The organism is Terriglobia bacterium, assembly GCA_020072815.1.
In the GTDB taxonomy this organism is placed as follows: Bacteria; Acidobacteriota; Terriglobia; order Terriglobales; family Acidobacteriaceae; genus Angelobacter.
On the sequence record JAIQGE010000002.1, the window covers coordinates 169,534 to 192,635 of the forward strand.

Here is a 23,102-nt window from a genome sequence, read left to right on the forward strand (position 1 = left end):
CCGCTGCTACAAGAGCGAAAAGGTCGCAGAGCGATCCTGGCAACGCAGGCGGTTTGGAGCGCAAGCGACATGAGTTACTCATTCCTCAGCGCCACCACCGGATCAACTCGAGTGGCCCGCCGCGCGGGAATGTAACAGGCTGTCATCGCGGCAGCCGCGAGCAGCGCGCAAACGCTCAAGTAGGTGACGGCGTCCATGGAGCTGATGCCGATCACAAAGTCTTTTACCAACTGGCTGACGCCGGCAGCGAGCAGCAGGCCCAGCGTCAACCCGGCGGCGACCACCCACAGACCTTGCACGCCGACGGTGCGCATGATGCGTCCGCGCTGCGCGCCCAGCGCCATGCGAACGCCGATTTCATGCGTGCGCTGGCTCACCGAATATGACATCACGCCGTACACGCCGATCATCGCCAACAGCAGCCCAACCAGCCCAAGAACTCCGGTGAGCCATGCAGCCAGTTGAAATCCAAATAAGCCGTTCAGGCTGTTCAAGGCCTGGCTCATGGTGCGGACGCCGAACACCGGCATCGCCGGCGCCAGGGAATCCACTAGCGCCAGCACCTGACGCGTCAAGTCAGGCGGGACGCCACGGCTCCGGACCTGAAGTGTTTGCGTGGAAAAATAATGTTGCGCCAGAGGCACAAAGTACGTTGGTTCAATCGGACTGTAAGTATCCACGTTGCGGCTGTTCTTCATCACGCCGATGATTTGAATGGGACGCGCGGGCTCGTCTTCCGTGGAGAATTGCCGGCCGAGCGGGTCCTGTCCATGCCAATACTTCTCCGCCATGATTTCGTTGATCACCGCCACGCGCGGGCTTTTGTCGCTGTCGCTTGCGGTGAATTCGCGTCCGCGAAGCAGCGCCATGCGCATGGTCGCGAAATAGCCGGGGCTCACGGCATTGTAAAGGGCGCCAGGATGCGGCTGTCCTTTCACGGCTTCGAAGCCCGGGACGTTGATGTTTCCGCCCATCTCGGTATCGCCCATGGGCACCAGCGCGGCCAGGCTCGCCGACTCAACTCCCGGCATGGCGCGCACGCGTTCCAGAAGCCGCTGGTAAAACTCTTGTCCTCGGGCCTGCGAGTAGCCGATCTGGTTGGGGTCCAGCGTCATGTTCAGCACGTTGTGAGGATCAAAGCCCAGATCAACATGTTGCGCCGCCTGCAAGCTTCGCATGAACAAACCGGCGGCCGTCAGCAGGACCAGAGAGCTTGCAACCTGAGCAGCCACCAGCACGTTGCGAACGCGCTGCCGGCGTCCAGTGGTGGTGCGTCCGCTCTCGCGCAGCACCGGGTTGAGATTGGCGCGGGCCACGCGCAGCGCCGGGACAATCCCCACCACGATTCCCGCGATCAGCGCAACCGCGCACGCATAGGTAAATACCAGCCAGCTGAATTGAAGATCAAAGCGGATGGGCAGCGCCGACTCGGCCTGCATGGACGCCAATGCCAGAGCGCGCATCCCCAGCACGCCGACGGCGATTCCGCCCAGGCATCCCAGGCCCGCCAGAAGCACGCTCTCGGTGAGAAGCTGGCGCACCAGCCGGCCACGCGCCGCGCCCAGCGCCGCGCGCACAGCGATTTCACCTTGCCGCGTTGTCCCGCGCACCAGCAGCAGGTTCACAACATTCACGCAGGAGAGGCCCAGAACCAGAGCGCCCAGCGTGAGCAGCAGCAGGGAGAACCTGATCGCCGGATTGGGGCCTTCGGTATTCATGAGGGCCGGCGGGCGCAGAGGCACGGCGTGCAGCACGGTAAGCTTTTCGTCCGGCCGGGGATTCTGGGCCAGCAGGCGTTGTCCCACGACGCTTAGCGCAGGCTGCACCTGCTCTGGCTTGTCGCCGTGTTTCAAACGCGCAATGACCACCAAAGAGCGAACGTCCGCCTTGGTCAGGAAGTTTGCGGGATGGCCCGCCTCCACCGTGAGCATGCCCAGCGGAAGATATGCCTCCATGCGCATGACGGGCGTGGGGCCGTAGAACCCTTGGGGCGCCACGCCGATCACGGTGAATGGATGGCCGTTGACGGCGACTTGCTGGCCGATGATTTGCCGGTCGCCTTGAAAGCGCGAATGCCACAAATCGTAAGCCAGCACAATGACCGGATCAGCGTTGGGCGTGTTGCCTTCGTCGGCGGCGAAAAAACGGCCGAGCTCAGGTTGAATGCCGAGCATGGAAAAGAAGTTTCCCGTGACGAAAATGGATTGCAACGGAAGTGTCTTGCCCTGGTAGGTGAGCCCGTCAGGTCCCATCTGGCTGCCGGCCGCGCCGCCAAAGGTGAAGGCTGAAATGCCGTCGAATTCCGCGCCGCACTGCTTGCGCATTTCCTGATATTCGGGAAACGAGAATTGGTTGTCATTGTGCCGCGATCCGCTCATGGCAAAGCCCAAGTAGGTGATCGCCTTGGGATCTTGCACCGGCAACTGCTGAAACAACAGCCAGTCCACCATGCTGAAGATGGCGGTGTTGGCGCCAATGCCCAGCGCCAGTGTGAGCGCTGCCACGACGGTGAATCCAGGACTCTTGCGCAGCATGCGCCAGCCATAACGGATGTCCTGCCACAGCGTTTCCAGGAAACCCAGACTGTTCATGCGATAGATTTCCTCACGGACCAGGGTTGCGTTGCCGAATTTGCGATGCGCCGCAGCGCGGGCGTCTTCCGCGGACATGCCCCTCGCCATGTTGCTGTCAATTTCGATCTGCAGGCAGGCTTCGATCTCGCGGGCGCGTTCCTGGTCCCAGCGGCTGCGGCGGAAAAAGCGTGTCCAACTCATGGGTTACTCGCTGGCCGGGCGGAGAACGCGGTTGATGGCCTGCACCAACTGTTCCCAGCGGCTGGTTTGTTCAGCGAGCTGCTTGCGCCCGGCGCGGGTCAGGCGGTAATAGCGCGCTCTACGGTTGTTCTCTGACGTTCCCCAGAAGGACGCGATCCAGCCGCGGTCTTCCAGACGGTGCAGCGCCGGATAGAGCGAGCCGTGCTCGACTTGCAGCACGTCATCGGAGCGATGTTCGATGGCGTAAGCGATGGTGTGTCCGTGCGCCGGACCGAGCACCAGCGTCTGCAGGATCAATAAATCAAGCGTGCCCTGCAGGACTTCGCCTTGCAGGGGTTGGGCGCCTCGTTTGGCCATAATGCCGCTCAGTCTACTCCCATAGATGATCTAGTGCAAGAGAGGAGTCAGATTCCTACTGGAGACAAGTACGCAAGCAAAATGGCTACGGTTCCAGAAAGCTTGATGAAATGATGATCTAGGGGGAAAACACAGCGAAGCTAACTCAATACTGCTCAAGGAAAAGGACTTATGCGCGTGGTTTCGGAGGGCATGCGGATCAGATCCCCAGATGCAGAAGGTAAGACTCTCCGTTACTCCTCGCTACTTGGCGGCACCGAGCCGCTAAGTTAGCGAGCTTCGCGACCGTTTCGTTTCGATCAAACCGCAACGCTGCATAGGAACCTTCTGAGTCCGAGCCGGAAGGGAACATGTAGCTGCCGGTCAGCGAAAGATCTTCCGGAACCCACATCCAACAAGTCCGCCCACCCGTCAAAGACCTTGGCTGCTTTGCTTGCTCCCGGCCGTGTGATGCAGGTAATCCCATGCATGTTCAGGCCCAAATGACGGCGTGACGTGCATGGATTGTAGCAAGGGATCCATTGCAGAGTATCGCCGATATAGCGGAGAAGGTCATCATGTATCTCAATCGGATCAATCATCAACTCATGCAGTCCGGTTGGTGTCTTCCATCGCTTGCGATCTTGCAAAGGAAGCAGGCTCGTCTTCACGAGCCCGAAAGAATGATCCATGGACATGCCTGCTAGACTTTCACGGCTTCCGCCTCGGCCAGGGTCTTCATCGCTTCCCCGTATGGCGCCTTCGCGATCCCGCGCTCGGTGATGATGGCTGTGACGTACTTGGCGGGCGTTACGTCAAACGCCGGGTTCTCGACGAGCACCGCGTCGGGGGCCATCTGTTTGCCGCCGTGATGGGTGATTTCCTTGCGGGCGCGTTCTTCAATCGGGATCTCGTTGCCGGACTGCATACTCATGTCCACCGTGGACCAGGGTGCGGCGACGTAGAAGGGAATCGCGTGTTCCCGGGCCAGCACGGCCACCGAATATGTTCCAATCTTGTTGGCCACGTCACCGTTGGCGGCGATGCGGTCCGCGCCCACGACCACGGCCTGGATTTTGCCCAGGCGCATCATGGTTCCGGCCATGTTGTCGGCGATGAGCGTGGTAGGAATGTTGTCCTTGGTCAGCTCCCAGGTGGTGAGGCGCGCGCCCTGAAGAAAAGGGCGGGTCTCGTCGGCGAAGACGTGGATGTTTTTTCCGGCTTCAATGGCCGCGCGGATCACACCCAGCGCGGTGCCGTAGCCGCACGTGGCCAGCGCGCCGGCGTTGCAGTGGGTGAGTACGCCGCCGGAAGCCGGCATGAGCGTGGCGCCGTAGCGTCCCATGGCCTGGTTGGCGGCAATGTCTTCCAGGTACATCTGCTGGGCCTCGGCGACCAGTGCGGACTTGATCTGGGCCAGCGGTCTAGCGGCCAGCGATTCGAACAGCTTCTGCATGCGGCGGATGGCCCAGAACAGGTTGACGGCGGTGGGGCGGGTTTCGCCCATGACTTTGGAAATCTGTTCAAGCTCGACGCGCAGAGTGTGCTGGTCCTTCGCGGAAGAAGCCTGCACGCCCAGGGCGATGCCCATGGCCGCGGCCACGCCAATGGCCGGAGCGCCGCGCACGATCATGTCGCGGATGGCGTCGGCTACCTCACTGTAGGTGCGGCAGGTGACGTAGATTTCTTCCGTCGGCAGCCGGGTCTGGTCAATAAAGCGGACGCCGTCAGAGGTCCATTCCAATGTCTTGATCATTTCTTCCTGTCGCTACGCTCCAAACCGCCCACGGCTTTCGTTCGCTCGCGGGCGTAACAAGCTCCTGTTGCAGTCCGGCTCGACACGCGAGTCGGTCTCGCCGCTTGATGATTGTGGAGCCTGTTGGCTGCTAACTGAATTTTACAGGAAAGCACGCAATGGAGCAGTCAGCATTCAGCGGTCGCGACTACTTCGACGGGGCCGAAAACCCTTGAAACACGGAGGAACGGAGTAAGCGGAGGCCAAAAGACGGATGCTAAAGGAAAATCCTCCGGTTCCTCCTTTCCTCCGTGTTTCAAAGGCGTTTTGTTTAGGCCTGAAAGTTGTTCCCGAGCTGATTGCTGACTGCTGATTGCTGACTGCTACTTATGTACATCACACCGCAGTCCCGGCATGTTGGTGACGGCCGGGCGTCCGCAGATTTCGCATGCGCCGGAGTAGGCGAAGGTTTGTGGCGTCTGCGGCGCTTGTTTTAGAGCAATGTGGGCGGCTTTGACTTCGCTGGACTTGAAGACCGATATGAAAGGCGCAGGCGCGGCGGCTCGTTCAACATCGGCGCGGCCGGCGGCTTCAAGACGTTCCACCAGGCAAGCAACGCCGGCAATGTTGAAGCCAAATTCGCGCGCGGCTTCAATGGCCTGGATGGTGGAGCTGCCGGTGGTGCAAACGTCGTCCACGATGATCACCTGCGCGCCTTTTTCCTGGAAGCCTTCAATGCGGCGGCCCATGCCGTGCGATTTCTCCGCCTTGCGCACCAGGAAGCCGTGCATGGGCGATCCGGCTTGCGAACTGATGACTGACACGGCGACCACAATGGGATCTGCGCCCAGGGTCATCCCGCCGACCGCATCTGCCTTCCAGCCCTGCTGGCGGAAGAGATCAAGGAAGACCTGGCCGGTCAGTTCCGCTCCCTTGGCGTGCAGCGTGGTGGTGCGGCAGTCAATGTAGTAGTCGCTCTTGATGCCGGAGGAAAGCGTGAACTCACCCAGGCGAAAGGAGTTCGCCGCAATCAGATTGAGAAGTTGTTGGCGCGCGGTCTGGGGCATAGGGAAGAATCTAAGTTACCAGCTTTTCGCGCCGGGAATCCAATCAGTGTTTGTCGAAGTGGCGGAAGCCATCGGTCCCGATAAACGTCTGGACAAACAAAACAAAATTGTAGGTCATGTGGGCGATGACGCCGGTGGCCACCGATCCAGTCCGGACGCGAATCATGTTCAGCGTTGCGCCCACCACGAAGATGGTCAGCACCGGCACCACGGCATACGCCAGTTGCGCGCCATGCAGCAGAGCGAAGCCGGCCGAGGTCAGCACCACGGCGGGCAGAATCCCGGTCCAGCGGGCCAGTGCGGGGTAGAGGAAGCCGCGGAAATACAATTCTTCCACCAGAGGCGCCACTAGAATCCCAAAGGCGGCGAGCAAATATGCCGAGAGCGGGCCATTGAAGTACTCTTCAATCGGCAACGATTTCGGGATCCATCGTGATAGCAGAGTTTCCGCCAACGTGGAAGCAACTGCCAGCGCGAGACCATAGGCCATCGCTCGCCAAATACGCTTGCGGTCCGGCGCGTTCCAGGAAATTTCTTTCAGGAACGGACCGCGATTCTTCAGCGTGACCAGCAGGACCATGATTGCCACCAGAGCGGCGTAGGCTGCAACCTGCACCGGGAGGGCCACGCGCATATCTTTGAACAGCGTGTCCGGGCTCGCATGGCGCATACCAGGCAAGAGGCGGGCCATGGGGATGGCGATGCCAATGGCGGCAATCATCGCCAGGACAAAGAACAGGGCAGCGAGAAACGCGTCCAGCAGGCCCCAGACTGGCTGCGGCCGGTCGGGATCATGGACGACGACGACTGGGGCAAATGTCTCAAACGGTGGCGGAGGCGGTGGAGGTGGTTCCGGGATTTGGTCCAGATCAGGCAAGCGAGAATTCAGAGAAGAACTGAATTCAATGTACACGAAAGTTTTTCAGGAGAAAAATTAAAGGGGTAGCGTTGTAGCTGAAAGCCAAAGTCGCTACCCCCTCATTTGTGCCCAGGTATAAGGAGAAGGTTGAGAAGACTTTAAGCGACAATGGAAATTGTCAAACAAAAAATAAGAAAAGTTACGAATTCCGAAAAATCGCTGTACAGCCCCGTGTTGTCAATGACTTACCGAGCACGGTAAGGGGAAACTCTCAGTCCGAAATGAGCGGCCGAATTTGGAATCGCGAACACGACCATCTCCCGATAGGCCGTTGGCGCGCCGCGCGCAGGTGTTGCTCAGGTGGCCGGTTTTTCCGCGGGAACTGTCGGTGCGCTGCGGGCAAAGTACGCGGCCAGCGCCTGTCCGGTGAACGACTTCTTGGTTTTCGCCACCTGTTGCGGCGTGCCCTGGGCCACGATGCGTCCGCCATCCTCGCCGCCTTCGGGACCCAGGTCAATGATCCAGTCCGCGTTGCGGATCACATCCAGATTGTGCTCGATGATAATGACCGAATTACCCAGATCGGTGAGCCGGTGGATGACTTCCAGCAGTTTGTTGACATCTTCAAAATGCAAACCGGTGGTGGGTTCATCCAGCAGATACAGAGTGCGTCCGGTCTGCCGCTTGGAAAGTTCCTTGGCCAGCTTCATGCGTTGGGCTTCGCCGCCGGAGAGCGTCACCGCGGACTGGCCCAGCTTGATGTAGCCCAGGCCCACGTCTTCCAGCGTCTGCAGTTTCTGCCGGATCAGCGGGATGTCTTCCAGCACCGGCAGCGCGTCGGACACGGCGGTCTCCAGCAGGTCAGCGATGGAGCGGTCCTTGAATTTCACCACCAGGGTTTCGCGGTTGTAGCGCTTGCCGCCGCAGACTTCGCACAGGACGTAAACGTCCGGCAGAAAATTCATTTCAATGCGGCGCTCGCCTTCACCCTGGCAATGTTCGCAGCGTCCGCCGGAGACGTTGAAGGAGAAGCGTCCGGCTTTGTAGCCGCGTTCGCGCGATTCCGGCAACATGGCATAGAGGTCGCGGATGTGGGTGAAGACGCCGGTATAGGTCGCCGGGTTGGAGCGCGGCGTGCGCCCGATAGGCGATTGGTCAATGCGGATGACTTTATCAATGTGCTCCGCGCCCACAATGGCCTTGTGCGCGCCCGGCTCTTCTCGCGAACGGTAAAGCTGCTTGGCCAGGGCCTTGTACAAAATGTCATTCACCAGCGTGGATTTTCCCGAGCCGGAGACGCCGGTCACCACGGTGATCACGCCCAGGGGAAAGGTCACATCCACGCTGCGCAGGTTGTTTTCTTTTGCGCCGAGAACGGTCAACGCCTTCCCGTTGGTGGCGCGCGGCTCAAAGCGCGTGGTAATGCTGCGTGTGCCGGCGATGTACTGTCCGGTCAGGGACGCGGCTTGTTGCATGATTTGCTTGGGCGTGCCGACGGCCACCACGTCGCCGCCAAGGAGCCCGGCGCCGGGGCCAAGATCAATCACGTAGTCGGCGCGCAGGATGGTCTCTTCATCGTGCTCCACCACCAGGACGGTGTTGCCCAGATCGCGCAGGGCCTCCAGAGCTTGCAGCAGCCGGTTGTTGTCGCGATGATGCAGGCCGATGGAAGGCTCGTCCAGAACGTACAGCACGCCGCGCAGGCGCGATCCGATTTGTGTGGCCAAACGAATGCGCTGGCCTTCGCCGCCGGAAAGCGTTGCCGCCGACCGATCGAGCGAGATGTAGCCCAGGCCCACGGCATGCAGGAATTGCAGCCGTTCGCTGATCTCATGCAGCACCCGTCCGGCGATGGCGCGCTCCCGCTGGTTGAGCTGGATTTTGCCGGCGGCTTCCACCGAACGCGACACCGGCAAAGCGGTGAATTCGGCAATGGACAAGCCGTTGATCTTCACGCCCAGGCTCTCCGGGCGCAGGCGCTGGCCTTTGCACGCGGTACACCGGTTCGCCGACATGTAGGCCAGCAGCCATTCGCGATAGCCTTCTGACGTGGCTTCTTCCATGTTCTGCTTAAGGAAGCCGAGCACGCCGCGGAAGCCCAGGCGCGGCGCTTCTTTTTCTTCAGGACCATACAGCAGCAGCGTCTGGATCTTGGCGGGAAGCTTCTCAAACGGCGTGGCCAGATCAATCTTGTAAGCCGCTGCGACAATCTCCACCATCCGTCGCAGGTAGCCGGAACCAGAACCTGGTCCCAAAGCGCCTTCCAGCAGAGGTTTGGACCAGTCGGTAATCACCTTGGCCGGGTCAAAGTCATACTTGCTGCCCAGGCCGTTGCATTCCTGGCAGGCGCCATACACGCTGTTGAAGGAGAACGAACGCGGCTCCAGCGCGGGGATGCTGATGCCGCAGTCCGGACACGCCATGCGCGAAGAATAAAGCTGTTCGTCGCCGCCGACCACCGCCACCTGGACCAGCCCGTTGCCCAGCTTCATGGCCGTCGCGACAGACTGCTCCAGGCGCTTCTCGATCCCCGGCTTGACCAGCAGGCGGTCAATCACCACTTCAATGGTGTGGTTCTTACGCTTGTCCAGTTGGATGTCTTCAAGTTCTTCGTCCAGATGGCGTAGTTCGCCGTCAATGCGGGCTTTGACGTATCCATGCTGCGCCAGCTTGGCCAGCTCCTGCTTGAATTCACCTTTGCGTCCGCGGACCAGCGGGGCCATGACCATGACGCGGTCGTCGGGCTTGAGTTGCATCACGCGCTGCACGATCTGCTCCGCCGACTGGCGGCTGATGGCCTTCCCGCAATTCGGACAATGCGGCAGTCCGACCGAGGAATACAGCAGGCGAAGGTAGTCGTAAATCTCGGTGATGGTGCCCACAGTGGAGCGCGGGCTGCGCGACGTGGTCTTCTGCTCAATGGAAATCGCCGGGCTCAGGCCGTCAATGGAATCCACGTCCGGGCGCTCCATCTGGTCCAGGAACTGGCGGGCGTAAGCGGACAGCGTTTCCACGTAGCGGCGCTGGCCCTCCGCGTAGATGGTGTCAAACGCCAGCGAAGACTTGCCCGACCCGCTCAGGCCGGTGATTACCGTGAACGCGTTCCGCGGAATTTCCACCGAGATGTTCTTAAGATTGTGCTGGCGGGCGCCGCGCACGGTGATCTTACTGATAGACATGGACACTTAACCTGGGTTCCGCGGGGCTGCTGACTGCTTGACGGCTTCCACCTGCCTTACAGAAGAGTGCGAAAAGGGCAGTACACAGCTCAACTAGCGTATTTTACGGGCGGCTGCGCCGTCTGGTCAACGCGGGAACCCTAAAGGGGCAGTGCCCTAAGTTGACGCGTGGGCGGTCTTGTTGCATAAAGAAGAGCAAAGGAGATCTGTGGGCGCAAAAGAGAAAACGAACTCGATGGGCCGGCCAGTGCCGGAGTTGCCGGTGGCTGATGTCGAACGCGCTCAACAGCATTACAGAGATGCACTCGGCTTTGAGATTGGATGGCTTTACCCCGGCAAAGGAATTGGGGCCGTGTCACGCGGTGATATGGGGCCGATATTCTTTCGGAAGCGGGAGCCGCCGTTCGAACCTGCCGTTCACTGGGTGTTCGCTGAAGATATTGATGCGACGTACCAGGAACTGAAGTCGTTAGGCGCGAACATCGTGGATCCTCTGGAAAAAAAGCCGTGGGGACTACGGCAGTTCACCGTACAGGACCTGGACGGAAACCTCTTCTATTTCCACTGTGACTGACCAAACGTCAGCATTCAAAGTAGGAAACTGCCCCCTTAGGACAGCAAAGCTACTCTTGTTAAATTCAGCAGTTTGCAGCGATTCGCTGGGCCTGATGTCTGTTACCCCAGGGCAGCAACGCTGGTAATCCAGACATTCAGCCCGACTTCGAGCACAATAAGGATTCCCCAATACTCAGCGGAGGCCTTTTAGGCCGGGACCAAAGAAGAACCGAATTCATGAGAACCTTTCTGGCTTCATCTACTGTGCTTCTTACCATCGCGTTTTGTCTTTCTCTGGGAATCGCATGCGGATATGCTGTGATTTCGGCGATCCTGCAAGCTATCTCGCACAAACCCAGGTCGGCGGAGAGGTCTCCGGCGACAGCGGTCATTCCCATTACGTCAGCGTCCAGCCACTAGCCGCTTTTTTCTTTATCTCGAGCGTACGCGAGAGATCCCTATTGGCTCGGCAAGCCGTGGTTCGGTTAAATATTTTCCTGCGCATTTGAAGGCAATGTTTGGCGATAGCGATTCCTCGCTACGCTCGGAATTTCAGCCATAAGCGCTTCTGACCCATAAGACCAGAGCTAATTGCTAGTTGCTATTTTGTTGTTATTAGCCCGGTTTTTTCGGGACCTGGTTGACGGGAGGCGGCGGCATGCCCTGCTGTTGCTGGCGCTGCAGCTCCTGCTTTTTGATTTCTTCCATCAACTGCTCCGGGGTCTTCGGAGTATTGGGCTGGATGGGCTGTTGCTGGGCTATTGGAGGAGGCTGCACCGCGGTGTCTTGCGGTTCTTCGGCGGCCGCTTCATCTGGGTTTTCGTCTTCCTCCGGCTTCGGCGTCGGCGTCGGCACGGGCTGCGCGCCCCGTGCGCCCATCGCCGGCGGTGTGCCTCGGGGCGAAAGAATCACGCGCTGCACCACGCCCGGACTGTCCGGCCGCCCTATTACCAGAAAATCATATTTGGACCCGGCCAGGATCCCGGCCAGGACCTCTCCTTCCGGCGCTGGACCAATGACCACGGCAACCGGCTCCATCGCGCGTTCAATGCCTTCAAACTCGATTCCCGTTTTGTTCCGGATGGCCGTCAGCAGCGTGTTGAGCGAGCAGTTCATCGCCTCCACGGTCAGCATGCCGTCACGATAGGTGACCTGCGGCGGCGGTGGTGGCGGCGTGGGCGTCGGCGTGGGAACCGGCGTGGGTTCGGGCGTGGGGACCGGAGTGGGCGTCGGCGTTGGTTTGACGGCCGTCCTGTGGGCTGGCGCTTGCGCTGGCTTGGCCGCGGGAGCCGCTGGGCTGGCCGTCTGTGCGGCTGGCCTGGCCCTTTGCGCGGCCGGTCTACCGCTGGCGGAAATTCCGGTGGTCACTTGCGGTTTTGGCGTGGCCTGCGGCGCGTACGCCGGCTGCTGCGCGGCGGTCAAACCGGCCAGCGCAAAACCTATCGCAAATGCACACGCACATAAAACACGAATCATCGTTGTCTTTTTTCAATCCCGGGTTCAGTCTCAGGAAAGCTTTGGACCCCACCAGTTGGGAGTTAATACTTGATTTTACCCTTACTCTCCTTAGAACGGGCGAGCAAAGAAGTCTTGCTACTTTTGTGGTAACTTGCCCCGCTCGGCAGGTCCAAAATGGACCTTGGCGTGGATTCAGGTCAACTGCCTGGTCCGTAGTAAGCGGCCGTCCCGCAGGAGTATAGTTTTCTCACCGGGCTGACGGACGGCCAGTTGGACTGCGAAGAGCGCATCTTAACTGGCGCGCTCAGCATCTTATTCATGCAAGACATTAATTGCACAATAGTTAGCAACGCGGCCAAGCGAAATATTGTCCGGCGCAGTCTCTTCGGCCGCAGTCTATAAGACCAGTGCAACACCTCTTGGAGAACATGATTCGACATCGTTCTATCAAAATCTTTTCCGCATTCATACTTCTCGCGTCGGCGATGCCCGCAGCTTCGCAGGCACTGCTTCAGCCTCAAACGACGCCTCAGCCGGCGTCGCCAACTCAGGCTGCGCAGCCGGGCTGCCAGAAGGGCGACGAAATCCCCGCAGCCGTCCGCGCGGCCGTGGAGACGGCTGCACAACAGGCCTTTGACCAAGCCAGCCGCGGCGACGTGGTGGCGCTGCGCGCCGGCTCCATCGATTCTTTGCAGGCCAGCTTCAACGGAGTGGCCGCGGTGGTCGCGGAAAACAAAGCAGCGCTGGCCGGGGCCCGGGCGCAAACTCGCGCCGTCTTTGTTTTGAATGCTGTTCTCAATGCCGGTGCATCGCCCGACAGCTACACTTGCGGCGCCTTTAGCGCCAGCGGGCTGGCCTCCGGCAGCGCGGTATTTAACCTGCCCGGCCTGGCCGCCGGAAAGTGGGCCATCGTGATCCAGGACATCACCGGCCCCAAAGGCCCCTTCGCCATGACCACCATTTTTCAGGACGTCGGCGGATGGAAGCTGGCGGGTTTTTACGTCCGGCCGGAAGCAGCCAACGGGCATGACGGCCTGTGGTACCTGCTGCGGGCGCGCGAATACAAAACCAAAGGCCAGGGACACAACGCCTGGTTCTATTACGTCACTTCCTGGGACCTGTTGGCTCCGGTCAAGTTCATGGAAACCAACCTGCTGGGCAAGATCATCCAGGAATCCGCCGGCCTGCAGCCGCCGTACTTGCCGCTCTCCGGCAGCACTGTGAGCTTTTCCGCCAACGGCAAGACCTACACGCTGACCGAGATCAGCGTATTCGGCACGGAAAAGAGCCTGGATCTGGCCATCAAGTACACCGTCCCCAGCGCCGCCGACTTCAACGCCACGCAGGCCGACGCCCGCGGCCTGGCCACCGCTTTCGCCGGACAACACCCGGAACTCAAAGATGCCTTCGACAATCTCTGGGCCCACGCCGTAGACCCCGCAGGCGTTGATGTGGCGGCAGCGGTGAGTTTGAAGGGAACGGCCAAACCGTAAAGCCTGCAGGCCAGATTCGTGTCGGATGTGTTCCGTCAGGCATGTCGCGGCGCGAAACTGGCCCACAACCAGTGTTGTCTTCCCGCTGTGATATTTGTCACATGCATTCGGCGACACGCGACGATATAGTCGCGGTGACGTTCAAAAGCCGCATCCGATTGTCCGGCGCCTGAACCTCATTGAGGCTTATGACTGGCGCAAGCAAATCACGGCGCGAGCGATCCAAGCTGAAGCCCAGGGAGCTTCGTCTGGTTTGGATGGCAGCGGTTGCCACCACCATCATCGCCGTGTTTGAGCTCTTCTACGGACTGGCATTAAGCACGCAGTAGGGGACTTTTCACGTCTCATCCGGGCGACCCGCCGTTCCGCCCCAGCACGCGCTCACTTCTTCGGATATCCCACACTCTGCGCCAGCATGATTCTCTGGTCGGCACGCAGATGCATGGCCTTGGCCAGCGCCGGCCGGTCAATGCTGCCACGGACCACCGTGGCCAGGCCCTCCGACGCGCAGTAGAGGTAGACATTCTGAGCGATGAAGCCCACATCGGCGGCGACAAACATGTCGCGGTCGCCGGAACTGGACTTTGTCTTGGCAAGATCGGCTACGTACACCAGGTTCACGGCCGCGTCCTTCACAAAGTCTTGCATTCCCGTCTGCGCGCGCAGGTCGCCGCGCACCACAGGGTTCAGCTGGTTCTGCTTGGCGTCATAAACGTAAAGCCCGTCCGCGGTGGCGACGTAAATGTCGGTTTCCTGCCAATCCACAGCGGAAGGCGCGGTCCGCTTGCCCTCTCCCGGGCGATTCACTCCGAAGCCCGCCCACAGCAAATTGGACAGTACCTGCAAGGGCAGCTTCTCCCCGCTGAAAGTGCGAGAAGACTGCCGGTCCTTGAGCGCCTGCATCAGCGGCCGGCCTCCAGTGGTTTGCGGGCTCGGCAGCGGGACCGGCTTGAATTCCTGCGACCAGCTTGCCAGCGGACACAGGACCGACAAACACAGAATCAACGCCAACCATGCCGAATGTTTTCCCCAAGCGCGCGACCGTTTCATAATGAAACTCCTTTGCCCAGAGTTTGCGCCTGCGCCGGACTGAAAGCAATCAGCGTCGCGTGCGGCGGCAACGAGTTCGAAACGTTAGGGCAGACGCAATCCATCCTCAGTTCGCTCGAATGTTGTTGCTCGTCGATTGCAAACGGGGATAATCTACGCTGAGGAAGGAATTACTACATGTCCGAGACTGAGAAACAGATGAGAATAGTCGATCTGAGAGCGGGATCTCTTACGTACGACTCCGCAAAAAAAGCGACCGCCGTTCTTGAAGCGCCCGGAGACGATCCCCATGCCGCCGCCAGTGCCAAGAGCAAATACAGATAAAGCCCCAAACGACGAGAAAAAGAAATAGGAAAATTATGTCACTGAGCCTTGAGGCTCTAACAATACTGATCATCCTGCTTCCTGGGTTCCTGTGTGCGCGCATCCTGCAGGCCCTTTGTGTGCGCCCGCAACTCACCGATATGGATAAGATTTTGGAAGCTTTGTTGTACAGCTTTCTGATCTATGTCACGTTCAATGTAGTTGTTGGGAGTTTAGAGATCCGCACAAAGCATCTCTTGATCTTGGCGGCAATCTCAGTTTGCTGGGCTATGTTTATCACTGTGCTCTGGACGCACGATTTGGTCGGGAAGACCCTTAGGCCATTGCGGATTACACAACGCACGAGTCGTGAAACAGTTTGGCTCAATACTCTTCATGAGTACAGCAACTACGTGTTGGTAGAACTGAACGACGGGCGGCTGATACTCGGTTGGGTGGGATTTTACTCTAACGCCGCACCATTCTCTCTGTTCTTGACAGATGCCGCATGGGTTACGCCTGAAGGTGAACAGATTGATATTAAGGGTCCCGGAATTCTCATATCGGATTCTTGCGGCATAAAGACGATGAGCTTTCTGGAAGGGATCGACACTCGAAAGGGGCGACAATAGAGTAGCGCGGTTTTAACAAATCGCCTTGTTTGCCCTCTGGTCCTCATCGTTCCCGACGCCTGGAGCTATGCGCCGCCGTCCAAGGCCAACGCCAATCGCTATATCCAAACCAAAAACACAAGATGTAGTTTTGAATAGGTTTGGCACAACAAGATATTGGATTGATGGCAGTCGGTACCGTACTAGTCCGGTAAGCGAAGGCCATTGGCCTATTTTTCGCTTGAAATTCGCCATGGTCTATGTTAATATAACTCATTTATTTGTAGCAGTTTACGAATCGTATGGAGGGTGGGAGAGCAATACCGGGGATGGCAGGCGGTACGCCGGGGTCAAGGCCGGGGTTGGGTACGGTTTTGGCCGGGATATCGCCGGGGATGACACGAGCTAAGTGCTTATTTTCCGGGGATGAACGGGGAGGGGAGGGCCCGCGAAAGCGGGCCAATCGCCGACATCGCGCGTGATCGCCGACATCGCCGTGATCGGAAGGGCAAACCCGAGGGAGAACGGAGGATCGCTACGATCGGAACAGGCAAATCTGGCTGCCGTGACGAGCGTCAACATGGGCTGCTGGGGAGTCGTTTAGAATGCAGAGTCTTATCAAGAATCGAGCCATGAACCGTCCCTTGGTCCTCATCATCCTCGACGGCTGGGGTTATGCGCCGCCGTCCCCGGCCAACGCCATCGCGCTGGCGCGCAAGCCCAACTATGATCGCCTGCTCAACGAATTTCCCAACACGCTGATCCAGACCAGCGGACGCGCCGTCGGGCTGCCGGCGGGGCAGATGGGTAACAGTGAGGTCGGCCACTTGAACATTGGCGCCGGACGCGTGGTGTACATGGACATCACCAAGATTGACTTGATGATCGAGAACGGCGAGCTTTACTCCAACCCGGTGTTGCTCAACGCCATCAAGAACGCGCGCAGCGGCGGGCGGCAGCTCCACTTCTGCGGGCTGCTCTCTGACGGCGGCGTGCATTCACACCAGAACCATCTTTACGCGTTGCTGCGCATGGCCAAACAGAATGGAGTGGACCGCGTGTTCGTCCACTGCTTCATGGACGGACGCGACACGCTGCCCACCAACGGCGCCGGCTACATTGAACTTCTGCAAAAACAGATGCGTGAGCTGGGCGTGGGCAAGGTGGCCACGGTGAGCGGCCGCTACTACGCCATGGACCGCGACAAAAAATGGGACCGCGAGCTGAAAGCCTTTGACGCGATGGTCGCCGGCAAGGCCGAGGGCGGAGAGTACGTTGATCCCGTGCAGGGGATGAAAGATGCCTACAACCGCGGGGTGACCGACGAGTTCGTCATACCGTTCACCTGCGTCAACAATCTGGGGCAGCCCACGGCAGTGGTCCGCGATGACGATTCCGTCATCAACTTCAACTTCCGCGCCGACCGCGCCCGCCAGATCACGCGCTGCCTGGCGCGCGAGAGCGGCCTCACCGCCACCGGCGGCCGCGACTTGCCCGATGCCGAGGCACTGGACGCTGTTATCCTGCGCGGCCGCGTGCCGAAAAACCTGAAGTACGTTTGCATGACGCAGTATGACAAGCAGTTCACGCTGCCCTTTGTGGTGCAGCCGGATTTTCTCAAGAACATTCTGGCCAACGTGATGGCCGACCATCAGCTCCGCAATCTGCGCGTTGCGGAGACGGAAAAATACGCTCACGTCACATATTTCTTCAATGGCGGAATTGAGACGCCGTTCCCCGGTGAAGAGCGCATCTTGGTGCCTTCGCAAAAAGTGGCTACGTATGACCTGAAGCCGGAGATGTCCGCGGCCGGCATCGCGGAGAACGTGATCAAAGCGGTGAACGACTCGGCTTTCGATGTCATCATCGTCAACTTTGCCAATGCCGACATGGTGGGCCACTCCGGGCAGATTCCGCCGACCATCAAAGCCGTGGAGACCGTGGACGGCTGCCTGGGCGGGATTTACGACGCCGTCCGCCAGCGCGGTGGAGTCATGCTGGTCACCGCCGACCACGGCAACGCCGAGCAGATGATTGACCCGGCCACCGGCGGCCCGCACACCGCGCATACCACCAACCCGGTGCCGTTCATCGTGATCAGTGAAGATGCGCAGAAATTTGGGCTGCGGCAGGATGGGTCTTTACAAGATATTTCGCCGACCGTGCTGGGCATGCTGGGCTTCCCGCAACCGAAAGAAATGACGGGGAAGGATCTGCGGGTGAAGAAGACGTCTTGAAAATCTTAATCGTCCACTACCACCGCTTTGAACTCTGGCACGCGCCCGCGTGGCTGCGTGAACGCCTGCAGAAGACTTTCCCGGACTTCCAGTTCGTCCAGCTCCAATCGTATGACCGTGTGCCGGAAGAGATCGTGGACGCTGAAGTTTTCATCGGCTGGTCGCTGCGCCCGGAGCAATTCGTGGCCGCAAAGAAACTACGCTGGATCCACTCGCCCGCTGCCGCCGTGCATCAACTGATGTTCCCGGATTTGGTCCGCAGCAACGTGCTGCTGACCAACTCCAGCAGCGTGCATGGGCCGGTGGTGGCCGAGCACGCCATCGCCGTGATGCTGGCCCTGGCCAAGCGGCTGCCGCAGGCCATGCAATATCAGGCGAAGAAAGTGTGGTCGCAGGAGATTCTGTGGAATGAGCGCCCGCGTCCGCGTGAAGTGGCCGGCGCGACCGTGGCGGTGGTCGGCATGGGCGGCATTGGACGCGAATTTACGCGGCTGGCCAAGGCGCTGGGCATGCGCGTGCTCGCCGTGCGTGAAGACGTGAGCAAAGGCGCCGGCGGCGCCGACGCGGTCTTCAGTGGGGCGCAGATTGACGAAGTCCTGCCGCAAGCCGACTACGTGTTGCTATGCACGCCGGTCACGCCCGCGACAACACACATCATCAACGCCGCGCGCTTACAGAAGATGAAGCCTGAAGCGTACTTGATGAACGTTGCCCGCGGCCCGCTGATTGACGAACCGGCGCTGGTCGCCGCACTCAAAGACCGGCGCATCGCCGGCGCCGGGCTGGACGTCTTCGTGGAAGAGCCGTTGCCCCCGGATTCGCCTTTCTGGTCGCTGGACAATGTTTTGATCACGCCGCACAGTGCCGCCGTCACCGAGCAACTGTGGGAACGGCACTATGAGTTGATCGTCGAAAACCTGAATCGTTTTCTGGCCGGCGAGCCGCTGCTCAACGCGGTGAATACGAAGCGGGGATACTAGGAAGCAATCAGCAAAAAACATTTTGCGGCTTTGCATTTTATTTGGCTCTTCACTCAGAGCTGTGGCCGGCACATTTGAGTACCCCAAGGTATGTGTTCCAAGGGCCCACCGCATCCCGGTATTGGTGGGCCATAATCCTTGAAATCTGGTGCAGATGAGTTAAGTCATGAGTCGCCCAGGTCGCCAGCAACTGGGAAAGCGCAACGGCTCCGAAAACCGGATGCCGTCCGCGACGCTCCAGGTCCTGCGGCTGCAGATTCAACGCACGCAATGCGTCCAGGTTCTCGGACCGCACGCGCGCGAATTCATCCAGCGCCTGCTCCAGTGATTTGCCTCGGCTTTCTCGTATCTGTCCCTGGCGATCAAAGGGCTCGAACGGCTTGCTCTCGCCGGATTCCAGGATCCTCTTCACGCGGGCCATCCAATCCGTGCGTTCCGCGTGAATCAGATGCACCACCACATCGAACACGCTCCAGGTGCTGTCACCTTCATTTCGCAACGTCCAGGTTTCCGGGAGATTGCGTAGCAGGGCATTGAGTGCGACTGGCGTGCGAGCCAGCAAAGAGACTGTGTCTTGCAGGTTATGTTCCGTCATGGCTCACCAATATAGAAGCAGTGTTCCAGAGACTCTGATTGTATCTGTGTCTGAATTCCCGGACTAACAGCGGAGCCGATGGCCCGGTGCTGGCGGACAACCTGCGCAGGCACAGCACACTTTTGGGGATTGGCTCTCGTTCTTTCTTACGCGATAATGTCCGTCCCTGCGTTAAAGAGCCAAAAGCTAATGGCCAGGAGCTAAGGGCTGGTTTCATGACTCTCCACATCAACGGCGAACCGCGGACATTCCCTAACGGCCTGACCGTTGCCGGGCTTGTCGCCCATCTCGGGATGAAGGCCGACCGCGTTGCGGTGGAACTGAATCTGGAGATTGTCCCGCGAACCAACTGGGAAGCAACGGTTCTCAAAGACGGAGACAAGCTGGAGATCGTGCACTTCGTCGGCGGCGGCAGCGGCTCTGCCTTCAATTCGTAAGTCTCACCTTAATCCCTAATCCCCGCAAATTTCTCAGTTGACTTTCTTGATTCTGCCCATAAAATGATGCAAACATATGGTGTAAGAAATGTTTAAAACATTTCTTAGTAGTTATGGAGCAGCAGTTTACATCGGCGCAGGTGGTCAGGCTGACGGGCATTACGCCGCGCCAGCTGCAATGGTGGGATGAGCGTGGCGTCGTGGTCCCGCGGCGCGAAGGCCGCCGCCGTTTGTACTCCGCCGACGACATCACGGAGATCGCCGTCATCTGCGCTCTGCGCCGCAAGGGATTTCCCTTGCAGCGCGTGCGCCGCATCATCAAGTTCCTGCAGAAGGAATTTGGGCGGCGTCTGGCGGAAGCCGTAAGCTCCGGTTCCGAATACCACCTGCTTACGGACGGCAAGCGGATTTACCTGGAAGACTCCGACCGCCGGGTGATTGACGTCCTCAAGAACTCGCGCCAGCCCTTGCTGGGTGTCTGTCTGAATGACGCGGTGCGGGAAGTGCACGCTGAAATTTTCAACCGCCGGCCGGCGCAGTCGCACTCGGGACGCGGCCCGCGGCGGCGCAAAAGTTCGTAAGCGTTCACCTGGTGGTTTGCAAGCCCAGGTTTGCATGCAATGACGCTGCACACAGTCAGGCGAAGAAAAGCCGCACTACCTGACGGGAGGTGACGGATGGTGGCACAACTAAACATTGTTACGGAGTGGCTCCCGGAACTGATGGAGCCGGGAAGCATCTTTGTGCTGGAGAATGCCGGCCAGGTCGGCGACCAGGACGATCCCTACTGGGCGGTGCTCGCTTGCCCGGCCTGCGGCACGCTCGGCCTGATTACGCGCCGCCAGTTCCGCGGGCTGATCCCGGTGATCTGCGGTTCGAATGAATGCCCGGCGCAGTTTGTGATTGAGGATGAACAGGTGGTCGCCAAGCGGCCAAATTAGCCAAGAATTCTTACCGCGGATTGGACGGATACGCGCGGATAAGAGCGAACCGCTGTTGCCAGAGCAAAACCACAAGGACACGAAGGTTCACGAAGTGCGGGATTCTCGATCAGAAACCAACTTCGTGATCCTTCGTGTCCTTTGTGGTTAGCGGGCTTTTTCTACGGTCTTTTCCGTCGGGATCGGCACCTGTTCGGTGATCTTGATCCCAAAGCCTTCCAGCGCGGCCACGCGCTTGGGATGGTTGGTCAGCAAACGTATGGATTTCAGATTCAGGTCCGACAAGATCTGCGCGCCCAGCCCGATTTCCCGTTGCGTCTTTCTCTGGTGGGCGGCCGTGGCAGGTTCGCGCACTTCGCGATGAAACACCAGCCGTTTTTCATCGCCCACGTTGAAGCCTTTGGAAGTCTGGTGCAGGTAGATCAGCGCGCCGGTGCCTTCGCGGGCAATCATCTCCAGTGAGCGGTCCAGCACGGTGTGGCAGTCGCAGAGCGCGGCGCCAAACACGTCTCCCGCCAGGCAGTGGGCGTGCATGCGGACCAGCACCGGTGAGGTGGCGTGTTCCACGTCGCCGCGCACCAGGGCCACGTGCGATTCGCCGCCCAACTGGCTCTCATAGGCGATCATGCGGAATTCGCCGTGGCTGGTCGGCAGCATGGCTTCGCCCACGCGCAGCACGTAGCGCTCGTTTTCCATGCGATAGCGGATCAACTCGGCGACGGTCAGCATTTTGAGCTCATGCTGGCGGCAGAACTCCATCAGGTCTGGGACGCGGGCCATGGTGCCATCGTCTTTCATGATCTCGCAGATCACGCCGGCGGGGACCAGACCGGCCATGCGCGCCAGGTCCACGGAAGCTTCGGTCTGTCCGGCGCGAACCAGCACGCCGCCTTTGCGCGCGCAGAGAGGGAAGACGTGTCCGGGGCGGACCAGATCGGCGGCGCGGCTCATGGGATCAATCGCCACTTGGATCGTCCGCGCGCGATCATGCGCGGAAATGCCGGTGGTCACGCCCACGCGCGCTTCAATGCTTTCGTAAAACGCCGTACCGTAAGGCGACGTGTTTTCCTTGGTCATAGGCCCCAGCCGCAGGTAGTCCAGGCGCTCCGGCGTCATGGCCAGGCAGACCAGCCCGCGGCCGTACTTGGCCATAAAGTTGATGGCTTCCGGCGTGACCTTTTCCGCGGCCAGCGTGAGATCGCCTTCGTTTTCGCGGTCTTCGTCGTCCACCACAATAATCATGCGCCCGGCGCGGATTTCTTCAATGGCGGTGGGAACGTCAGTAAATGCGGCGGATGTGGGCATAAGACCTGCTTCAGGCTCCTAAAATTCTAGCAGAAGCCGGGCTGGCGTTAGGCTTACAATGCCCTTATGGCCAAGCCGTCGCCCGAACCGTTTGAAGTAGGCTGCCCCTGTTGCGGGGCCGTCCTTAAGGTGGATGCCGCCACGAAAGGGGTGATTTCCCACGTTGCCCCGGTCAAGCCCAAGACTTTTGCCGATTTTGAGGCTGCCGCCAAATCCATGCGCGAGCAGGAAGGCCGCAAGGAATCGCTCTTCCGCCAGGCCGTGGACGCCGAAAAGAACAAAGCCGAGCTTCTGGAAAAGAAGTTCCAGGACGCGGTGAAGAAGGCCAAAGAGGCCCCGGACGAAGGCCCGCGCATCCGTGACTTTGATCTGGACTAGTCCCGCCATGCCGCTCCGCTCTTGCTGCGTGCTGGCCCGTACCAAGGACAGTTTGCTTGGCCGATAAGCTGCTTCTTCTGGGACATCGCGGCGCGCGGCGTTACGCGGCGGAAAACACTCTCGCCGCTTTCGACCTGGCCTTGGACCACGGCGCCCACGGCTTTGAGTTTGACGTCCGCCGCACCCGGGACCTCCACACCGTTCTGGTCCACGACCCCAAACTCCACGGCCTGGTCCTGCGCCGCCACACGCTGGAACAAGTTGAAGACCGCTGCCGGCATCTGCATCATCTGCCGCCGCCGTCATTGGAAGATGTGCTCGATCGCTACAGCCGCACGGCGTTTCTCAATATTGAAGTCAAAGTCCGCGGCATTGAGGAACTGGTAGTGCGAGCGGTGCGCCGCACGCGCCCCCACCACTACTTCATATCGTCGTTCTTGCCGAGCGTGGTCAAGCGGCTGCATCGGTTGGACCGCAATCTTGTTCTGGGTGCGCTGGCGCAGACTGGGTGGCAACTTCGCCGCTGGAAGGTTCTGCCCGCGCAGTATGTGGTCCCGCACTATCGCCTGCTGACGCCACGGCTGATGGAAAAGCTCCATGACGCCGGCCGAAAAGTCGTTACCTGGACTGTCAACGACCCTCGCCATATGCGGCGCGCCGCCGAGCTGGGCGTGGACGGCATTATCTCTGACGACACAAAGCTGCTGGTGGCGACGTTGGGGTAGTGCGCCTCTTCCATCTTCATTACCTAAGACCCGCGCCTTGGTTCGCCGTCTGCTCGCCTTACATTGCCAGCGTGATGTAAGTCA

21 protein-coding genes are annotated in these 23,102 nt (G+C 59.7%); 11 read left to right on the forward strand and 10 right to left on the reverse strand.

All coding sequences use genetic code 11. The features are described 5' to 3' along the window. Positions 1–74: 74 nt before the first annotated feature. From LAO20_04655 to uvrA, 6 genes are all read right to left on the reverse strand, one after another. Entirely contained in the window at positions 75–2,774 is a 2,700-nt protein-coding gene (locus LAO20_04655; GenBank protein MBZ5530700.1) for an ABC transporter permease, read from the reverse strand. A gap of 3 nt (positions 2,775–2,777) precedes the next feature. After that, the gene (locus LAO20_04660) at positions 2,778–3,131 is read right to left on the reverse strand and encodes a PadR family transcriptional regulator (GenBank protein ID MBZ5530701.1); all 354 of its coding nucleotides are present in this window, start codon (positions 3,129–3,131) and stop codon (positions 2,778–2,780) included. A gap of 682 nt (positions 3,132–3,813) precedes the next feature. Further along, positions 3,814–4,866 (reverse strand): S-methyl-5-thioribose-1-phosphate isomerase, encoded by a 1,053-nt coding sequence (gene mtnA / locus LAO20_04665; GenBank protein MBZ5530702.1) that lies wholly within the window; start codon positions 4,864–4,866, stop codon positions 3,814–3,816. A 362-nt stretch (positions 4,867–5,228) separates the two neighbouring features. After that, positions 5,229–5,912: an orotate phosphoribosyltransferase gene (pyrE, locus tag LAO20_04670; GenBank protein MBZ5530703.1), complete on the reverse strand. Its 684-nt coding sequence runs from the start codon at positions 5,910–5,912 to the stop codon at positions 5,229–5,231. 43 nt (positions 5,913–5,955) lie between these two features. After that, positions 5,956–6,789 (reverse strand): CPBP family intramembrane metalloprotease, encoded by an 834-nt coding sequence (locus LAO20_04675; GenBank protein ID MBZ5530704.1) that lies wholly within the window; start codon positions 6,787–6,789, stop codon positions 5,956–5,958. Positions 6,790–7,127: 338 nt separating this feature from the next. Then, the gene (gene uvrA, locus LAO20_04680; GenBank protein ID MBZ5530705.1) at positions 7,128–9,950 is read right to left on the reverse strand and encodes an excinuclease ABC subunit UvrA; all 2,823 of its coding nucleotides are present in this window, start codon (positions 9,948–9,950) and stop codon (positions 7,128–7,130) included. A gap of 235 nt (positions 9,951–10,185) precedes the next feature. Here uvrA and LAO20_04685 point away from each other — a divergent pair, with 235 nt between their 5' ends. Further along, positions 10,186–10,524, forward strand: coding sequence for a VOC family protein (locus LAO20_04685; protein MBZ5530706.1), 339 nt, complete (start codon positions 10,186–10,188; stop codon positions 10,522–10,524). A gap of 596 nt (positions 10,525–11,120) precedes the next feature. On the opposite strand, the gene LAO20_04690 is transcribed toward LAO20_04685, so the two are convergent. Beyond that, complete coding sequence (locus LAO20_04690) at positions 11,121–11,981, reverse strand: hypothetical protein (protein ID MBZ5530707.1); 861 nt, start codon at positions 11,979–11,981, stop codon at positions 11,121–11,123. Positions 11,982–12,391: 410 nt separating this feature from the next. Here LAO20_04690 and LAO20_04695 point away from each other — a divergent pair, with 410 nt between their 5' ends. Both LAO20_04695 and LAO20_04700 read left to right on the forward strand, forming a co-directional pair. Continuing rightward, the gene (locus LAO20_04695) at positions 12,392–13,456 is read left to right on the forward strand and encodes a hypothetical protein (GenBank protein ID MBZ5530708.1); all 1,065 of its coding nucleotides are present in this window, start codon (positions 12,392–12,394) and stop codon (positions 13,454–13,456) included. 188 nt (positions 13,457–13,644) lie between these two features. Next, positions 13,645–13,785 carry a hypothetical protein gene (locus LAO20_04700; protein ID MBZ5530709.1) on the forward strand — a complete coding sequence of 47 codons (141 nt, stop codon included), beginning with the start codon at positions 13,645–13,647 and terminating at the stop codon, positions 13,783–13,785. Positions 13,786–13,837: 52 nt separating this feature from the next. On the opposite strand, the gene LAO20_04705 is transcribed toward LAO20_04700, so the two are convergent. Further along, positions 13,838–14,506: a SagB/ThcOx family dehydrogenase gene (locus LAO20_04705; GenBank protein MBZ5530710.1), complete on the reverse strand. Its 669-nt coding sequence runs from the start codon at positions 14,504–14,506 to the stop codon at positions 13,838–13,840. 359 nt (positions 14,507–14,865) lie between these two features. On the opposite strand from LAO20_04705, the gene LAO20_04710 reads away from it, so the two are divergent. The 3 genes from LAO20_04710 to LAO20_04720 all read left to right on the forward strand — a co-directional run bounded on the left by LAO20_04710 (position 14,866) and on the right by LAO20_04720 (position 18,637). After that, on the forward strand, positions 14,866–15,441 hold the full coding sequence (locus LAO20_04710; protein MBZ5530711.1) for a DUF6338 family protein: 576 nt from the start codon (positions 14,866–14,868) through the stop codon (positions 15,439–15,441). 611 nt (positions 15,442–16,052) lie between these two features. After that, positions 16,053–17,657, forward strand: coding sequence for a 2,3-bisphosphoglycerate-independent phosphoglycerate mutase (gpmI, locus tag LAO20_04715; GenBank protein MBZ5530712.1), 1,605 nt, complete (start codon positions 16,053–16,055; stop codon positions 17,655–17,657). Next, entirely contained in the window at positions 17,654–18,637 is a 984-nt protein-coding gene (locus LAO20_04720) for a D-2-hydroxyacid dehydrogenase (GenBank protein MBZ5530713.1), read from the forward strand. Before gpmI ends, LAO20_04720 begins: the two co-directional genes overlap by 4 nt. Before the next feature lie 49 nt (positions 18,638–18,686). On the opposite strand, the gene LAO20_04725 is transcribed toward LAO20_04720, so the two are convergent. Continuing rightward, positions 18,687–19,232 carry a DinB family protein gene (locus LAO20_04725; protein MBZ5530714.1) on the reverse strand — a complete coding sequence of 182 codons (546 nt, stop codon included), beginning with the start codon at positions 19,230–19,232 and terminating at the stop codon, positions 18,687–18,689. 215 nt (positions 19,233–19,447) lie between these two features. On the opposite strand from LAO20_04725, the gene thiS reads away from it, so the two are divergent. The 3 genes from thiS to LAO20_04740 all read left to right on the forward strand — a co-directional run bounded on the left by thiS (position 19,448) and on the right by LAO20_04740 (position 20,610). Further along, positions 19,448–19,669: a sulfur carrier protein ThiS gene (gene thiS / locus LAO20_04730; protein MBZ5530715.1), complete on the forward strand. Its 222-nt coding sequence runs from the start codon at positions 19,448–19,450 to the stop codon at positions 19,667–19,669. Between the two features lie 113 nt (positions 19,670–19,782). Continuing rightward, positions 19,783–20,250: a MerR family transcriptional regulator gene (locus tag LAO20_04735; GenBank protein MBZ5530716.1), complete on the forward strand. Its 468-nt coding sequence runs from the start codon at positions 19,783–19,785 to the stop codon at positions 20,248–20,250. A gap of 96 nt (positions 20,251–20,346) precedes the next feature. Next, the gene (locus LAO20_04740) at positions 20,347–20,610 is read left to right on the forward strand and encodes a hypothetical protein (protein ID MBZ5530717.1); all 264 of its coding nucleotides are present in this window, start codon (positions 20,347–20,349) and stop codon (positions 20,608–20,610) included. Positions 20,611–20,757: 147 nt separating this feature from the next. On the opposite strand, the gene ribB is transcribed toward LAO20_04740, so the two are convergent. Beyond that, entirely contained in the window at positions 20,758–21,915 is a 1,158-nt protein-coding gene (gene ribB, locus LAO20_04745) for a 3,4-dihydroxy-2-butanone-4-phosphate synthase (protein ID MBZ5530718.1), read from the reverse strand. Between the two features lie 66 nt (positions 21,916–21,981). Between ribB and LAO20_04750 the strand changes: the two genes are divergently transcribed. Together LAO20_04750 and LAO20_04755 are read left to right on the forward strand one after the other, a co-directional pair. Further along, on the forward strand, positions 21,982–22,293 hold the full coding sequence (locus LAO20_04750) for a hypothetical protein (protein ID MBZ5530719.1): 312 nt from the start codon (positions 21,982–21,984) through the stop codon (positions 22,291–22,293). 56 nt (positions 22,294–22,349) lie between these two features. Then, positions 22,350–23,018, forward strand: a complete 669-nt coding sequence (locus LAO20_04755) for a glycerophosphodiester phosphodiesterase (protein ID MBZ5530720.1) — start codon at positions 22,350–22,352, stop codon at positions 23,016–23,018. Positions 23,019–23,102 lie beyond the last annotated feature (84 nt).

What these genes read in the sequence shown, in the direction of transcription:
- LAO20_04655 (MBZ5530700.1), bottom strand. Translation starts at nt 2,774, where the DNA reads ATGAGTTGGACACGCTTTTTCCGCCGCAGCCGCTGGGACCAGGAACGC.
- LAO20_04660 (MBZ5530701.1), bottom strand. Translation starts at nt 3,131, where the DNA reads ATGGCCAAACGAGGCGCCCAACCCCTGCAAGGCGAAGTCCTGCAGGGC.
- LAO20_04705 (MBZ5530710.1), bottom strand. Translation starts at nt 14,506, where the DNA reads ATGAAACGGTCGCGCGCTTGGGGAAAACATTCGGCATGGTTGGCGTTG.
- LAO20_04685 (MBZ5530706.1), top strand. Translation starts at nt 10,186, where the DNA reads ATGGGCCGGCCAGTGCCGGAGTTGCCGGTGGCTGATGTCGAACGCGCT.
- LAO20_04695 (MBZ5530708.1), top strand. Translation starts at nt 12,392, where the DNA reads ATGATTCGACATCGTTCTATCAAAATCTTTTCCGCATTCATACTTCTC.
- mtnA (MBZ5530702.1), bottom strand. Translation starts at nt 4,866, where the DNA reads ATGATCAAGACATTGGAATGGACCTCTGACGGCGTCCGCTTTATTGAC.
- pyrE (MBZ5530703.1), bottom strand. Translation starts at nt 5,912, where the DNA reads ATGCCCCAGACCGCGCGCCAACAACTTCTCAATCTGATTGCGGCGAAC.
- LAO20_04740 (MBZ5530717.1), top strand. Translation starts at nt 20,347, where the DNA reads ATGGTGGCACAACTAAACATTGTTACGGAGTGGCTCCCGGAACTGATG.
- LAO20_04700 (MBZ5530709.1), top strand. Translation starts at nt 13,645, where the DNA reads ATGACTGGCGCAAGCAAATCACGGCGCGAGCGATCCAAGCTGAAGCCC.
- LAO20_04710 (MBZ5530711.1), top strand. Translation starts at nt 14,866, where the DNA reads ATGTCACTGAGCCTTGAGGCTCTAACAATACTGATCATCCTGCTTCCT.
- thiS (MBZ5530715.1), top strand. Translation starts at nt 19,448, where the DNA reads ATGACTCTCCACATCAACGGCGAACCGCGGACATTCCCTAACGGCCTG.
- LAO20_04750 (MBZ5530719.1), top strand. Translation starts at nt 21,982, where the DNA reads ATGGCCAAGCCGTCGCCCGAACCGTTTGAAGTAGGCTGCCCCTGTTGC.
- LAO20_04690 (MBZ5530707.1), bottom strand. Translation starts at nt 11,981, where the DNA reads ATGATTCGTGTTTTATGTGCGTGTGCATTTGCGATAGGTTTTGCGCTG.
- ribB (MBZ5530718.1), bottom strand. Translation starts at nt 21,915, where the DNA reads ATGCCCACATCCGCCGCATTTACTGACGTTCCCACCGCCATTGAAGAA.
- LAO20_04725 (MBZ5530714.1), bottom strand. Translation starts at nt 19,232, where the DNA reads ATGACGGAACATAACCTGCAAGACACAGTCTCTTTGCTGGCTCGCACG.
- LAO20_04735 (MBZ5530716.1), top strand. Translation starts at nt 19,783, where the DNA reads ATGGAGCAGCAGTTTACATCGGCGCAGGTGGTCAGGCTGACGGGCATT.
- gpmI (MBZ5530712.1), top strand. Translation starts at nt 16,053, where the DNA reads ATGAACCGTCCCTTGGTCCTCATCATCCTCGACGGCTGGGGTTATGCG.
- uvrA (MBZ5530705.1), bottom strand. Translation starts at nt 9,950, where the DNA reads ATGTCTATCAGTAAGATCACCGTGCGCGGCGCCCGCCAGCACAATCTT.